The organism is Micromonospora carbonacea (assembly GCF_014205165.1).
GTDB lineage: Bacteria > Actinomycetota > Actinomycetes > Mycobacteriales > Micromonosporaceae > Micromonospora > Micromonospora carbonacea.
Genome location: NZ_JACHMZ010000001.1, coordinates 2,928,786 through 2,942,337, shown reverse-complemented (window position 1 = coordinate 2,942,337; position 13,552 = coordinate 2,928,786). Strand labels below are relative to the sequence as shown.

Sequence of the window (13,552 nt, the reverse complement as noted above, 5' to 3'; positions counted from 1 at the left end):
GGTTAACCTCTTTCCGTGAGCCAGTCAGCGGTGCCCGGTCGGGACACCGTGTACGTGTTCCTCGGCCGTACCGACGGCGATCGGCCGGCGGCGGCCCGGCGGCTGCTGCGGCGCGCGGGTGGCGCGCTGCTCGGCCGGGCGGAGGCGGAGATCCGGGTGGGACGCGATGCGGCCGGGCGGCCGCTCGTCGACGCCGGTGACGCGGTGGAGCTGCCGGTGAGCGTCAGCCACGCCGGCGGGATCGTGGTGGTGGCGGCCCGCCGCGGCGGCGGGGTCGGCGTCGACGCCGAGCGCCGCCGGGAGCTGCCCGCGCTGGCGCTGGCCCGCCGCTGGTACGCCCCGCAGGAGGCCGCCTGGCTGCACGGACGCCCTCCCGGGTGCCAGGTCGAGGCGTTCCTGCTGCTGTGGACGGCCAAGGAGGCGGTCGGCAAGGCGCTCGGGCGCGGGTTGCGCGACGGCGGCCTGCGCCGGCCGATGCCGGTGCCCGGCGGCCCCGGCGAGTTGCTGCGCCCCGTCCCGGGGGCCGGCGGCCTGCGGGTCGGCCATCCCCGGCTGCCCCCCGGCGGCGACGGGCCGGTGCTGGCCGGTGACCTGGTGCTGGCCGTCGCGGTCGACGGGCCGGCGGACGGCGTCGAGCTGGTGATCGACTGATTGATCAGTCAGGCCGACGGGTGCCGCGACGGGCCACCGGAGCGGGCCGGTCACGGCGCGGCCGCCCGCAGCGCCTCGGTCGACCGGACCAGCTTGCCGGTGGTGGTGCGGGGCAGCCGGTCGAGCAGGTGCAGGACGCGGGGCCGCTTGTAGGCGGCGAGCCGCTCGGCGAGCAGCTTCTCCAGCACCTCCTCCGACAGCGGCCCGTCCGGCTGCACGTACGCGGTGATGTCGCCGTCGTGCACGACCACGGCGGCGGCGACGCCGGGCAGCCCGGCGAGGGTGGCCTCGACCTCGGTGAGATCGACCTTCAGCCCGCCGACGGAGACCTGCGAGTCGAGCCGGCCGCGCACGGTGACCAGACCGGTCCCGGGGTCGACGGTGCCGGCGTCGCGGGTGTGCAGCCAGCCGTCGGCCCAGCGGTCCGGGTCGGACAGCCCCACGTACGGCGAGTCCGGACAGCTCACCCACAGCTCGCCGGTGGCCGACTCGCGGACGGTGATCCCGGGGGCGGGGGCGATCGACGGCCGGTGCCAGCCGTGCAGGTCGGTGCCGATGACGCCGACCTCGGTCATCCCGTACATGTTGCCCAGCGGCACGCCGAAGCGGTCGACGAACGCGGTGACGACGGCCGGCGGGACCAGCTCGCCGCCGGTGGTCATCCGCTTGAGCTGCGGCAGCGGGCCGGTCGGCCGGGTGGAGGCCAGCAGTCCGATGTGGAACGGCACGCCGAGCACGGTGGCCGGGGTGTCGTCGGCGGCGATGGCGGCCAGCACCGCGTCGCCGCTGAGCCGGTCCGGCGGCACCAGCGTCACGTGGGCGTGCAGGCCGTAGAGCAGCCCGCCGACGAGGCCGAGCACGTGCACCATGGACGGCAGCAGGATGATCCGCTCGCCGGGCAGGGCCACGCCGTCGATGCGCGTGTAGCGGCGCACCTCGGCCACGAGGGACGCGGCGCTGCGACCGATCACCTTGGACGGACCCGTGGAGCCGGAGCTGAGCTGGATCACCGCGTGCGGGCTGCCGGCGGGCCGGTCCGAGTAGGCGGTGACGCCCTCGGTGACGTCGACGAAGATCTTCAGCGCGGCGCCGCCGCTGCGCACCGGGGCGACGACGACCTGCGGGGTGAGCCGGGCGAGCGCGCCCTGCACCTCGTGGTCGGTGAGCCGGTGGTCGAGCAGGATCGCCTGGGCCCCGGCGCGCCAGGTGGCGAGGAGGTTCACCACGTACGCCAGCGAGGGCGGCAGGCGCAGCGCGGCGGCCCCGCCGGGACGCAGCCCGGCGCCGGTGAGCCGGGCCTGGGCCTCGCCGACGAGCCGGCGCAGCGTGCCCCGGTCCACCGGGTCGGGCAGCCGCAGACATACTTCGGTCGCCGGGCCGGCCAGCAAAAGGTCGTCAACCCAGCCAGGGTGGTCTACTGTAGATGCTGCTGCCGAACGATCCATGGTCACTGTGGTCTACCGCCCAGCATCGAAAAAGGGCATAGCTGCCCAATGTGGTGCGTCTTCCGGGGTGCTGACGGAACACTACGACAGCCGTCGAGACCATTACTAGATGCAAATGGCTAGATCAAAAAGGTCGTGCGGCCCGATTGCCGGTCAGCCGGTTCGCCGGGCAGGATCGGGGGCCGCGAGGCCGCCGGCGACACCGCCGCCGCGGGGCGGGAGCCTGCCCGCCGTCGAGCCGGCGCACCCGGGCGGCAGCCTGCCCGAATCCGACCCGGCCGCCCGACCACGCTCGGCCAGACAGCCTCCCGCGTCGGCCCGACGGCCGATGGGTGGCCGCCGGCCGGCGGCCACCCATCGAAGATACACGATCTTCCCGCGGAGGGGAGCCCCCGCCCGCGAGGTCAGGCCAGGGCCGGCGTCTGCGCGTGCACGACGAACCGCAGCGACCGGGCGTCGGTGAAGCACTCCCGCATCGGCCTGACCAGGTCCCGGTGCTCCGGGCTGCGCTCCCACGCCTCGAACGCGGCCAGGTTCACCCACTCGCTGGTGATCAGCCACTGCTCCGGGTCGGCCGACGAGCGGCACACCTGATCCACCAGGTGCCCCGGCACCCCCTCGGCGACCAGGTGCCGGATCGCCTCGTAGGCGCGCAGGAAGTCCCCGGTGCGCTGCTGCGGCACCCTGACCAGGAAGACCACCCGCGCCCGCTGTCCGATCATCGTGCCGCTCCCTGGGTCGGGCCGGGCTCGGCCGCCCGGCGGGGCGTCGGCGCCGGGCGGGCCGCCGCGCCCCGCAGCACCAGCGCGCTGTTGAAACCGTCGAACCCCCGGGCGGCCACCAGCGCCACCCGGGACGCGGGCCGGCGGGCCTCCCGTAGGAAGTCCAGCTCGCAGCCGTCGGCCGGCCGGTCCGGGCCGGCGGACGCGGGCAGCGTGTCGTGGGCGAAGGCCAGCAGCGCCGTGGCCACGTCCAGCGCCGACCCGCCTTGGTGCGCCCGGCCGGTCAGCGGCTTGGCCGTGGTCACCGGCACGGGCCGGTCCCCGAACACCGCGCGCAGCGCGTCGGCCTCGGCCCGGTCGTGGCGGGGCGTGCCCAGCGCGTCGGGCAGCACCACGTCCACGTCGTCGGGGGTGACGCCGGCCCGGTCCAGGGCCAGCCGCATCGCCCGCGCGTACTGGGCGGGGTCCCCGGCGGAGTCGGGGCCGGTGTGCGCCGCGTCGTGGGTCGCCCCCCAGCCGGTCACCTCCCCGTAGATGCGGGCCCCCCGGGCCAGGGCGTGCGACAGCTCCTCCACCACGAACACCGCGCCGCCCTCGGCCGGGACGTAACCGGCGGCGTCGACGTCGAACGGCCGGTACGCCCCGGCGGGGTCGGCGGCGGCACTGAGCAGCCCGGACCGCAGCTGGCAGGCCAGCGCGTACGGGCTCAGCGGGCACTCGGTGGCCCCGGCGATCACCACGGGGGTGCCCCGCCGCACGGTGCGCACCGCGTGGGCGAGGCTGTCCAGCCCGCCGGCCGACTCGCTGACCAGCACCCCGCAGGGGCCCTTGAACTGGTGGTGGATGGAGAGCTGCCCGACGCTGGCGGCGTAGAACCAGGCGATCGACTGGTACGCCCCCACGGTGCGCGACGGCCCGCCCCACAGCCGTTGCAGCTCCCGCTGCCCGAACAGGTTCCCGCCCGACGAGCTGGCCAGGGTCACCGCGTAGCCGTAGGGGTCGGGGGCGTGCTCGGGCAGCCCGGCGTCGGCAAGCGCCAGCCGGGTCGCCGCGAACCCCAGGTGCGTCCACCGGTCCGTCTGCACCAGCCGACGGTTGTCCGCCCAGGTCAGCGCCTCGAAGTCGGGCACCTGACCGGCGACGCGGGTGGGATAGGACGCCGGGTCGAACAGGGTGATCGGCCCGGTGCGCCGGGTCCGCGACACCACCGTGGACCAGTGCGCCTCGGCGCCGATGCCGCTCGGGGCGACCACCCCGATCCCGGTGACCACCGCCCGGGTGGTCACGCCGCCCGGCCTTCCCCGGCCGCCCCACGCGCCGCCCCGCCGTGCGTCGTCCCGCCGGGCGCCGCGCCGCCCAGCGGCGTCCCGCCGTGCGTCGTGCCGCCATGCGTCGTGCCGGCCAGCCGGCGGAACACCATCGCCGACTGGAAGCCGCCGAACCCGCTGCCCACCGACAGGGCCACGTCCACCGGCAGCTCCCGGGCCACGTTCGGCACGTAGTCCAGGTCGCACTCCGGATCCCGGGTGGCCCAGTTGGCCGTCGGCGGCACCACGCCGTACTCGATGGCGAGGGCGCAGGCGGCCATCTCGATGGAGCCGATCGCGCCGAGGGAGTGCCCCACCATGGACTTGATGGAGCTGATCGGCACCCGGCGGGCGGCCTCGCCGAGGGCCCGCTTGAACGCCGCCGTCTCGTGCCGGTCGTTCTGCCGGGTGCCGGAGCCGTGCGCGCTGATGTAGGAGACCTGCTGCGGGATCAGCCGCGCCTGCTTCAGGGTCGCCGAGATGGCCAGCCCCATCTCCAGCCCGTCGGGGCGCAGCCCCGTCATGTGGTAGCCGTTGCTGCGGCTGGCGTACCCGGCGACCTCGCAGTAGACGTGCGCGCCCCGGCGGCGGGCGTGCCCGTACTCCTCCAGCACCAGCACCGCCGCGCCCTCGGCGAGGACGAAACCGTGCCGGTCGGCGTCGAACGGGCGCGACGCGTGCGCCGGGTCGTCGTTGTCGGGGCTGGTCGCCTTGATCGCGTCGAACGAGGCGACGGTGACCGGGGAGATCGGCGAGTCCGCCGCCCCCGCGAGGACGATGTCCGCCTCGCCGTCGGCGATGAGCTGGTGGGCGTACCCGATGGCGTCGATGCCGGACGTGCAGCCGGTCGAGACCACCTGCGCCGGCCCGTGCAGCCCGTGCCGGCAGGCCACGTCGGCGGCCAGGCTGCTGGGCACGAGCGCCTGGTACAGGTACGGCCCGCCGCGGTCGTGGTCGACCAGCCAGCGGCTGCCGGAGTCGCTGACGGTCACGTACTCCTGCTCCAGGGCCATGGTGCCGCCGACGGCGGTGCCAAGCACCACCCCGGCGCGGTCGCGCTGCGCGTCGGTCAGCTCCAGGCCGCTGTCGGCGACCGCCTCGATCGAGCAGGCCAGGGCGAACTGCACGTACCGGTCGGCGCGGCGCCGCTCGGCCTCGGTGAGCCCGGCGGCGACCGGGTCGAAGTCGCACTCGGCGGCGATGCGGGAACGGAACGGCGACGGGTCGAAGAACGTGATCCGCCGCGTCGCCGTGCGCCCCTCCGTGATCGTCTTCCAGAACCGGTCCCGGGTCACGCCGCCCGGGGCGACCACCCCGATGCCGGTCACCACCGTGCGGCGCGCGGTCACGACGCGCCCCGCTGTTCCGCCGGCTCGGTGTCGACGTGCCCCAGCTCGGGCCGGGGCGCGAGGGGACCGAGGTGGAACACCACCTCGGCCGGCTCCGCGCCGGTGTTGCGCAGCCGGTGCCGCACGTTGACCGGCACGAGCAGCGCCTCCCCGGCGGCCAGCGGCACCGGCCGGTCGTCCAGGTCCACGGTGATCGCCCCCCGCGCCACGTACAGGAACTCCTCGCTGTACGGGTGGTAGTGCTCGGCGATGCGCTCGCCCGGGGCGAGGGCGGCGACCCCCATGAACCCGGAGGTGCTGCCGACCGTCCTCGGCCCGAGCAGCACCCGCAGCTCGCCGCCGCGCCGCCGGTCGGCCGGCACGTCGCGGGCGGCGACCGTCCGGTGCGCCGGGTCGTCGGCCGTCCGCTGGGCGGTGGTCTCACTCATCGTCGCCTCCCGGGGTGGCGGAGCCGGCCCGCGCCGCCCGCTCGATCCGTTCCTTGATGACCGCGAGCTGGACGCGGCTGTTGGTGTTGATCCGCTCGGTCATCCCGGCGTTGTCCAGGGGGGCGCTCGGGTGCATCGCGAAGTCCTGCACCCAGGTCATCCGGGTGCCCTCCGGCTCGGTGTCGTAGCGCCAGTGGATGCGCATGTACTCGAACGGGCCGGTCTCCACCCGGTGCGCCCGCACCTCGCGGTTCTCCCAGTCGGTGGTGCGTTCGCTCACCCAGCTCCACACGGCGCCGTTCTCGTCGGGGTGCATGGTGAGGCGGAACCGCACGGTGCGGCCGTCGCGTTCGAGGATCTGCGCCGAGGCGTACTCGGTGAACAGGTCCGGCCAGTGCGCCACGTCGTTGGTCAGGTCCCACACCAGCCGCAGCGGCGCGGCGATGACGATGCTGTTCTCGGTGTGCCCGGGCGGGTCGGTCGCCCCGGCGACCAGGTCGGCGACCTCGGCGATGCTCAGCCGCGTGGCGTCCTCGGGCAGGCGCACCCGGTACCGGTCGGCGACCACCGCCGACAGTTCGAGCAGGGCGAGGGAGTCCATGCCGAGGTCCTCCAGGGACGCCCCGGGCTCCCGGGCCGCGGCCTCGGCGTCCAGGCCGCAGTTCGCCACCAGGATCTCGGTGATCTCGGCGGTGAGCGGGCGGCCGTGGGTGACGGTCATCAGTTTCTCCTCTGGTCGGGGCCGGGCGGACCGGCGGCGGGGACGCGAACGGGGCTTCTCCCGTCGTCCGGTGCGGCGCATCCGGCGCGGCGCGGCCGCACCCGCCCGCCGACGGTGGCGGTCACGGCCGCCGCCCGCCGTGGTCCCAGCGGTAGAAGCAGCGCGCCATGGCGTCGCGGGGCGAGCGCCAGGTCGGCAGGTACGGCGAGACGTACGGCCGCAGCCGCGCGCTGACCCGGGCGAACTCGGGGTGCTCCCGGATGCCCTCCACCGCCGTCTCCCCCGGCCGCTCGGTCTCCAGCAGGTGCACGTAGAGGTCACCCAGCCGGTACAGCGACCGGTGCCGGACCCCGGCCAGGCGCGGCAGCTCCGTGGCGTCGGACTCGGCGAAGATCTCGGCGACCCGCTCCTCGGCGTCGGGGACCACCTTGGCGACGATCAGCGAACGATCCATGGACTGCCTCCCTGGGGCGCGCGGCGGCGCGGCATGAGCTCGCCGTCACGCGGGACGACTGCCGCCACGGTGCGCGCACCGCCGTCACCGAGGCGTCACCGCCGGGCCGCCCGCCGACACGACCAGCGGTGACGCTGCGTTGATGAATCCTGTGGACAATCCATGCCCCTCCTGAGAAGGTGACCCTGATAACGACAAATATTCGCAGTTGGCAGGCACACTCGGTCCGCGATGCCGGCAGCCGCGCCGTACCCAACGTTGACTCACCGTAATCATTGTGGTTAATCTTCGAGCGGGCCAGCCCGGCGGTCGCGACGCCCGGGCCACGACGCGTGGAGCCACCGGAGACAGTGGCGCCCCCGGGGCGAGCGCGCCGGGACGCACGAGGAGTCCGGACCAGGTCCGGTGCAGGGGGTGCCGCCGTGACCGCTGATCCGCCCACGCCGACCACGGGCGACGGCCACGCCCCGGACGTCTCGCTGCGCCTGCTCGGCGGCTTCCAGTTGCTGCACGACGAGACGCCCGTCGTCGTGCCGCGCGGCCTGCAACGGGTCCTCGCGCTCATCGGGCTGCGCCCCGGCGCCACCCGCAGCCACCTCGCCGGCCTGCTCTGGCCCGAGGCGCCGGAGGAACGGGCGCTGTCCTCGCTGCGCACCGCGCTGTGGCGGCTGCGCCAGGACCCGTGCTGCCCCCTGGTCACCAGCGGCGACACCACCCGCCTCGACCCCCGCGTACGGCTCGACGTCGACGACCTGGCCAGCACCGCCGCCCGCGTCCGCGACGGCGACGACCCGGGCAGCACCGGCGTCGCCCTCACCGCCGGCCGGCACGACCTGCTCCCCGGCTGGTACGACGACTGGGTGCTGCTGGAACGCGAACGCCTACGCCAGCTGCGGTTGCACATGCTGGAGCAGGTGGCCCGCAACCACCTCGCGGCGGGACGGCACGGCGAGGCCCTGGAGGCCGCGCTGGAGGCCATGGCGGCCGAACCGCTGCGCGAGACCCCGCACCGGCTGGTGGTGCGCGTCCACCTCGCCGAGGGCAACGTCTTCGAGGCCGTGCACGCCTTCTACGCGTACCGCGACCTGCTCCTGCGGGAACTGCGCCTGGAGCCGTCCCCGGCGATGACCGCCCTGCTGCACGACACGCTCGCGCCCATCCGGCAGGCCAGCCGCCCGACGCCCCCCGAGCCGCGCCGGCCGGGCGCGTCACCGCAAACACACCCACGGTGACGGCAACGTGACAGATCGGTCGGCATGGTGGTCGCAGAAGCGGCGCCACGGTCGCCCGACCTTGATCCAGAGGTGCCGCCTGCGGGAGGGGACCCATGAGTCGTCTACTGATCGTCAGCAGGATCATCCCCGGCGCGGAGGGACGCGTCGCGCAGATCTTCGCCGAGTCCGACGCGACGGAGCTGCCGGGCCTCACCGGCGTGCGGCACCGCTCCCTGTACTGCCTGCACGACCTGTGCGTACACCTGATGGAGACCGCCGACGTCGAGGCCGACGCCCTCGCCGCGGCCCGCAACCATCCGCTCTACCTCCAGGTCAACGAGCGGCTCTCCGCGCACACCTCGCCGTACCTGCCGACCTGGCGCTCGCCGCGCGACGCGATCGCCGGCTGCTTCTACAGCTGGGACGCCACCTCGCCGGTCGGCGTCACCGGCACGGCCGGCTGAGCCGGCGGGCCGCGACATGGTGGCCAACCCGCCGCAGGTGATGATCATCGGGGCCGGCACCGGCGGCCTGTGCCTGGCCCACGGGCTGCGCCGGGCCGGGATCGGCGTCTCCGTCCACGAACGGCACGCCGACCGGGCCGACGGGCTGCTCGGCTACCGGGTCGGCATCGGGCCCACCGGCAGCAGGGCGCTGCGGGAGTGCCTGCCGCCGGAGCTGTTCGACATCTTCGCCGTCACCTGCGCCCGGGGGCCCCGCTACTTCAACGTCGTCACCGAACGGCTGCGGCAGACCGCCTCGTTCCCGCTGCGCCCGGACACCGACGACGTCGGCACCGAACGCTCGGTCGCCCGGATGACCCTGCGCCAGGTCCTGCTCACCGGTCTGGAGGACACCGTCGAGTTCGACCGGACCTTCACCCACTACGAGCAGCGCGACGACGGGACGGTCACCGCCCACTTCGCCGACGGCAGCACGGCCACCGGCGACCTGCTGGTCGCCGCCGACGGCACGCACTCGGCGGTACGCCGCCAGTACCTGCCGCACGCGGTGATCCGCGATGCCGGCACCGTCAACATCGCCACCCGGATCCCGCTGACCGAACACACCCGCTCGCTGCTGCCCGAACGTGTCGCGCAGGGCATCTCGCTGGTCTTCGGCGCGGGCGGGACGATGGGCGTGCTGCACGTGATGGAGTTCAAGTGGGACCGCGGCGGCGACGTCAAGCCCGGCGTCGCCGCCGCCGACGCCGACCTGCTGCGCCGCTGGCCCGGCCTGCGCCACGACACCACCCGCGACAACATCAACTTCATCATCTGGAGCGCGGCCCGCCGGTTCCCCGCCGACGTCATGAGCCGCCGCGGCGAGGACCTCGTCCGGATCGCCCAGGAACTCACCCGCAACTGGCACCCCCGCCTGCGGGAACTGCTGGCCCGCAGCGACCCCGGCAGCGCCCTGCCCATCAGGGTGTCCACCTCCGAGCCCGTGCCGGCCTGGAAGAGCAGCACCGTCACCCTGCTCGGCGACGCCATCCACACCATGACCCCGGGGCGCGGGGTCGGCGCGAACACCGCCCTGCGCGACGCCGCCCTGCTCTGCCGGCAGATCAGGCTGGCCGCCGCCGGGGAGAAGACCCTGGTGCAGGCCGTCGCCGACTACGAGGCCGCCATGCTCCCGTACGGGTTCGCCCGGGTGCACGACTCGCTGCACCGCAGCGGCACCAGCGGCGACGACCGGATCTACCGTCCGGTGATCGGGCGGCTCGCGCTGCTCGGGGCGCGCGGCTACTTCGGCATCACCAGTCGGGTGCCCCGGCTACGGCGCAAGTTCGTCGACGACTTCTACACCTATCGCGGCGAGGAGGACTGACCCCGGCCGACCACGCTCGGTCATCTCGCCGCCACCCCGGGTACGAAGCACCCCACCAGCGCCGGAAGGCCCCGGACCTCCCTGTCGCCGACACGGCGCGTGTGCGAAGCTGCGACGGATTTTCTTCGCGACTTTTCACCGATGCTCTCAAAGAGGGAGGTTCCCCGTGCCGTCGAGTTTCGGGCAATGGCTGATCGTGATCCTGGCGCTGCTGGTGGGTGCGGCAGCCGGATGGGCGCTGCGGGGCCGCCAGGAGACGCCTTCCGGCCCGACGCCCATCGTGGAGGGTGACCCGGTCGCCGGCGTGGCGGTGGTGTCCGGCCCGGCCCCCGAGGCCACGGTCGACGAGCAGCGGCCGGAGGCGACGGTCGCCCCGGCGGCGGCCCCGGTCGCCGTCCTCGACCAGCCCACCCCGGACACCGCCTCCCCCACCCCGCCCGGCGGGGTCCTCGGCGACGCCGACCCGGCCGCCTTCACCCCGGCCGCCACGGACGACGCCCCCACCAGCACGGACGGCACCTCCGCCGCCACGATCGACACCCCCGGCGCGGAGAGCACCCCCACCACGCTCGACGCTCCCGGCACGGACGACACCCCCGCCGCCACGATCGACGCCCCCGCGACCGATGGCTCCCCCGCCGTCGCCACCGACCCGGAGCCGGCGGCGACGCCCGAGCCGGCCGCCGCGACCCTCGCCCCGCCGGCCGACGCGACCCCCGCCGAGCCGACGGCGCCCGAGCCGACCGCGGCTGTCGAGCCCGCGGCCGAGACCACGGCTGTCGAGCCGGCGACCGGAACCGCGGACGTCGAGCCGGTGGCCGCGACCACGGACGTCGAGCCGGCGGCGACCGAGCCGGTCCAGCCGGCGGCCCCAAGCGCGCCGGCCGAGGCCGCAGCGGAGGCCGAGGCCGCCACGCCCGTCGTCCCCGCGCCGCGCACCCCGGTCGACGACGCCCTGCCGCCGGCCGTCGTGGTCGGGCCCGAGGCGCAGCACGTCCCGGTCGAGCCCGAGGCCGCGCCGGGCGTCGCCGCGGCGGCGGACCCGACCACCGGGTCGGCCGACGACTTCCGTCGCATCCAGGGCATCGGCCCGAAGATGGCCGCCGCGCTCCAGGACGCCGGCATCCGCACCTACCGGCAGCTCGCCGACCTCGACGAGGCGACCCTGCGGGAGACGATCCGCTCCGCCGGCCTGCGGGCCGCGCCCAGCCTGGCCACGTGGCCCCAGCAGGCCAAGGTCCTCGTCGGCGCCCCGGCCGAGGCCGACCGGGTGCTCCCGGCCGGCGACGCCGACGCCTGACGGCCCGTCCCGGCGGCGGCGCAGCACGCCAGGTCCGACACACCCGCCTGGCAGCGGCCCCGCACGTCGATCACGGCGCTGCCCCGTCCGCACCTGCGCGGACGGGGCAGCGGTCGTTTAGCCGCGAGTGGCGGTTGGGTACATCGGGCTCACCTCGAAACCCACCACTACCCGGGAGGAAGCCATGCGGCGCGGCCCGTCGATTCTGGGAATCATCCTTGTCATCTGGCTGGTCATCGGCGCCATCGCCGCTGGGCAGCGGGGCTACTACGACGGCGACGACAAGAACTGCGCCGAGGCGGGCACCATCCTGGTGACCATCGTCGCCGGGCCGTTGAACTACATCGGCGCGAACCCGAAGATCGACTGCGAGCTCCCCGAGCCGTCCAAGTAGGTCGAGCGGCACGACACGAGCGGCCCGCCCCCTTGCGGGGGCGGGCCGCTGTCGCTTCACTGATCCTGCGACGTTCCTGGACGGTTGCCGTCACGAGCGAACACGAACCGTCCAAGATCTGCCGCCGGTGCCGGCGGGCCCGCCGAACGCGCCGAGCGGGCCGCACGGTCAGCGGAAGCAGTGGGCGATCGGCACCTTGCTGCCGAGGCAGTTGGTGGGCCGGTTCTCGATGACGACGCTGGCGTCGTCGATCCTGACCTGGGCCCGGTCGGCGAAGATCCCGCCCGGGGGCAGGGTCGCGCTGTTGCCGACCACCTTGCTCTTGAACAACGAGAGCTGCCCGGCGACGGTGTAGACGCCGCCACCGGCGGACTTCGCGCCGACCGCGGCGTTGCCGCCCACCTCGCTGGTACGCACCAGGGTGTTGGAGCGGTCGGCGAAGATGCCGCCGCCGTTGCCCCGGGCGTGGTTGCCGCTGACGACGCTGTCGTCCATCGGCAGCAGGCCCTGGACGCTGGAGATGCCCCCGCCGTTGCCGCTGGCGGCGTTGCCCTGGACGACCAGGCCGCGCAGGACCAGCACCGCGTCGGAGTTGGCGATGCCGCCGCCGATCTTGGCCGTGTTGTCGACGACCCGGGTGTCCTCGACCTTGGTGCGGGCCGAGAAGCTGGCCAGGCCGCCGCCCTGCCCGGCGATGTTGTGCGCGAGGACGGTGGTGGCGACGTCGGCCGCGCCCCGGTAGTTGGCGAGCCCGCCGCCGTAGCCGTTGGCGCTGTTGTCGCGGAACTCGGTCTTGGTCATGGTCAGCACGCCGCCGTTGAGCATGCCGCCGCCCTTGCCCTCGGCGCCGGCGGCCGAGTTGCCGACGAACCGGCTCTCGCGGACCACCATGTTGCCGTCGTTGAAGACCCCGCCGCCGCCCTCCTTCGGCGAGACGGAGGTGCTGCCGACGACCGTGGTGCGTTCGAGGACGGCCGTGGCCCCGTGCACGACGTGGACGCTGCCCCCCTCCGAGGTGGACCGGCCGTTGCGCAGGGTGACGTCGCGCAGCGTCAGCTCGCCGCCGTCGCGCACCGTGAAGAAGCGGAAGGTCTCGGCGTTCTCGCCCCGGGCGATGGTCGCCCCGGAGCCCTCGACGGTGATCGCCTGGTAGATCACCGGCAGGCCGGTGTTGTCGTCGCCCGGCTGGCGCGGCGGCAGTTCGGCGTCCCCAGGGGTCTCGGCGGCGTCGGCGGCCTCCCGGGCGTCGCGGATACCGCCGTCGTACTCGTCGGGCTGCTGGAAGGCGTGGCTGAGCGTGTAGGTGCACTTCGGCGCGAGCCGCACCGTCGCCCCGCCCTCCGCGTTGGCCTGCACGAGCGCGGCGACGAGCCGGGCCGAGTCGCAGGGCACGGTGAGCAGGGGCGGCCGGCGGGTGCCCGGCCCGTCCGGCTTGCCGTCCGGCGTCCCCGGTCCATCCGGGGCACCCGCCCCCTCCGTCCCGGCCTCGGGCCGGCGGGGACCGCCCGGGGCGCCCTCGTCGGTCCACCGTCCCCCGTCGGGGCCGTCGTCGCGCACGGCCGCCGCCGGCCGCCCCTGGTCGGTCACGCCGGGGGCACGGTCGGCGGCCAGTGCGGCGACGCCGGTGACACCGGCCGCGCCGACCACCAGGCTGCCGGCCACCACGCCGCCGGCTAAGAACCACCGGGACCGTCGCCTGCTGGGCGTCGCTCGCCGGTTGCCCTGGTACGTGAACAT

General features: G+C 75.1%; 12 protein-coding genes and 2 pseudogenes. 6 read left to right on the top strand and 8 right to left on the bottom strand.

What is annotated here, in order from left to right; translation table 11 throughout:
- The first annotated feature begins 15 nt into the window (after positions 1–15).
- Positions 16–651 carry a 4'-phosphopantetheinyl transferase family protein gene (locus HDA31_RS32195; RefSeq protein WP_246383913.1) on the top strand — a complete coding sequence of 212 codons (636 nt, stop codon included), beginning with the start codon at positions 16–18 and terminating at the stop codon, positions 649–651.
- 50 nt (positions 652–701) lie between these two features.
- On the opposite strand, the gene HDA31_RS12760 is transcribed toward HDA31_RS32195, so the two are convergent.
- From HDA31_RS12760 to HDA31_RS12730, 7 genes and pseudogenes are all read right to left on the bottom strand, one after another.
- Positions 702–2,096 carry a class I adenylate-forming enzyme family protein gene (locus HDA31_RS12760; protein WP_178067516.1) on the bottom strand — a complete coding sequence of 465 codons (1,395 nt, stop codon included), beginning with the start codon at positions 2,094–2,096 and terminating at the stop codon, positions 702–704.
- Between the two features lie 404 nt (positions 2,097–2,500).
- Positions 2,501–2,818 (bottom strand): antibiotic biosynthesis monooxygenase family protein, encoded by a 318-nt coding sequence (locus HDA31_RS12755; RefSeq protein WP_178065228.1) that lies wholly within the window; start codon positions 2,816–2,818, stop codon positions 2,501–2,503.
- Positions 2,815–4,104: a beta-ketoacyl synthase N-terminal-like domain-containing protein gene (locus tag HDA31_RS12750; RefSeq protein WP_178065227.1), complete on the bottom strand. Its 1,290-nt coding sequence runs from the start codon at positions 4,102–4,104 to the stop codon at positions 2,815–2,817. Before HDA31_RS12750 ends, HDA31_RS12755 begins: the two co-directional genes overlap by 4 nt.
- Positions 4,105–4,208: 104 nt before the next feature.
- Positions 4,209–5,474: pseudogene (locus HDA31_RS12745) on the bottom strand (beta-ketoacyl-[acyl-carrier-protein] synthase family protein); the annotation flags it as partial.
- Positions 5,471–5,902, bottom strand: coding sequence for a cupin domain-containing protein (locus HDA31_RS12740; protein ID WP_178065226.1), 432 nt, complete (start codon positions 5,900–5,902; stop codon positions 5,471–5,473). The pseudogene HDA31_RS12745 and the gene HDA31_RS12740, both read right to left, overlap by 4 nt.
- Positions 5,895–6,623, bottom strand: coding sequence for an SRPBCC family protein (locus HDA31_RS12735; RefSeq protein ID WP_178065225.1), 729 nt, complete (start codon positions 6,621–6,623; stop codon positions 5,895–5,897). Before HDA31_RS12735 ends, HDA31_RS12740 begins: the two co-directional genes overlap by 8 nt.
- 121 nt (positions 6,624–6,744) lie before the next feature.
- Entirely contained in the window at positions 6,745–7,077 is a 333-nt protein-coding gene (locus HDA31_RS12730) for a TcmI family type II polyketide cyclase (RefSeq protein WP_178065224.1), read from the bottom strand.
- A 422-nt stretch (positions 7,078–7,499) separates the two neighbouring features.
- Here HDA31_RS12730 and HDA31_RS12725 point away from each other — a divergent pair, with 422 nt between their 5' ends.
- From HDA31_RS12725 to HDA31_RS12705, 5 genes and pseudogenes are all read left to right on the top strand, one after another.
- Positions 7,500–8,309: an AfsR/SARP family transcriptional regulator gene (locus tag HDA31_RS12725; RefSeq protein ID WP_178065223.1), complete on the top strand. Its 810-nt coding sequence runs from the start codon at positions 7,500–7,502 to the stop codon at positions 8,307–8,309.
- Positions 8,310–8,404: 95 nt separating this feature from the next.
- On the top strand, positions 8,405–8,755 hold the full coding sequence (locus HDA31_RS12720) for a TcmI family type II polyketide cyclase (protein ID WP_074477209.1): 351 nt from the start codon (positions 8,405–8,407) through the stop codon (positions 8,753–8,755).
- 16 nt (positions 8,756–8,771) lie between these two features.
- On the top strand, positions 8,772–10,121 hold the full coding sequence (locus HDA31_RS12715) for an FAD-dependent oxidoreductase (protein WP_178065222.1): 1,350 nt from the start codon (positions 8,772–8,774) through the stop codon (positions 10,119–10,121).
- 1,057 nt (positions 10,122–11,178) lie between these two features.
- Positions 11,179–11,421 (top strand): annotated as a pseudogene (locus tag HDA31_RS33445) (helix-hairpin-helix domain-containing protein); the annotation flags it as partial.
- 184 nt (positions 11,422–11,605) lie between these two features.
- Entirely contained in the window at positions 11,606–11,815 is a 210-nt protein-coding gene (locus HDA31_RS12705) for a hypothetical protein (RefSeq protein WP_178065221.1), read from the top strand.
- Between the two features lie 168 nt (positions 11,816–11,983).
- Here HDA31_RS12705 and HDA31_RS12700 read toward each other — a convergent pair whose 3' ends face one another.
- Positions 11,984–13,552 carry a hypothetical protein gene (locus HDA31_RS12700; RefSeq protein ID WP_178067513.1) on the bottom strand — a complete coding sequence of 523 codons (1,569 nt, stop codon included), beginning with the start codon at positions 13,550–13,552 and terminating at the stop codon, positions 11,984–11,986.

Bases quoted from the DNA above. Each gene is read 5' to 3' on its own strand.
- HDA31_RS12760 (WP_178067516.1), bottom strand. From the start codon at position 2,096: ATGGATCGTTCGGCAGCAGCATCTACAGTAGACCACCCTGGCTGGGTT.
- HDA31_RS12755 (WP_178065228.1), bottom strand. From the start codon at position 2,818: ATGATCGGACAGCGGGCGCGGGTGGTCTTCCTGGTCAGGGTGCCGCAG.
- HDA31_RS12740 (WP_178065226.1), bottom strand. From the start codon at position 5,902: ATGAGTGAGACCACCGCCCAGCGGACGGCCGACGACCCGGCGCACCGG.
- HDA31_RS12735 (WP_178065225.1), bottom strand. From the start codon at position 6,623: ATGACCGTCACCCACGGCCGCCCGCTCACCGCCGAGATCACCGAGATC.
- HDA31_RS12730 (WP_178065224.1), bottom strand. From the start codon at position 7,077: ATGGATCGTTCGCTGATCGTCGCCAAGGTGGTCCCCGACGCCGAGGAG.
- HDA31_RS12720 (WP_074477209.1), top strand. From the start codon at position 8,405: ATGAGTCGTCTACTGATCGTCAGCAGGATCATCCCCGGCGCGGAGGGA.
- HDA31_RS12715 (WP_178065222.1), top strand. From the start codon at position 8,772: ATGGTGGCCAACCCGCCGCAGGTGATGATCATCGGGGCCGGCACCGGC.
- HDA31_RS12705 (WP_178065221.1), top strand. From the start codon at position 11,606: ATGCGGCGCGGCCCGTCGATTCTGGGAATCATCCTTGTCATCTGGCTG.
- HDA31_RS12700 (WP_178067513.1), bottom strand. From the start codon at position 13,552: ATGTTCACGTACCAGGGCAACCGGCGAGCGACGCCCAGCAGGCGACGG.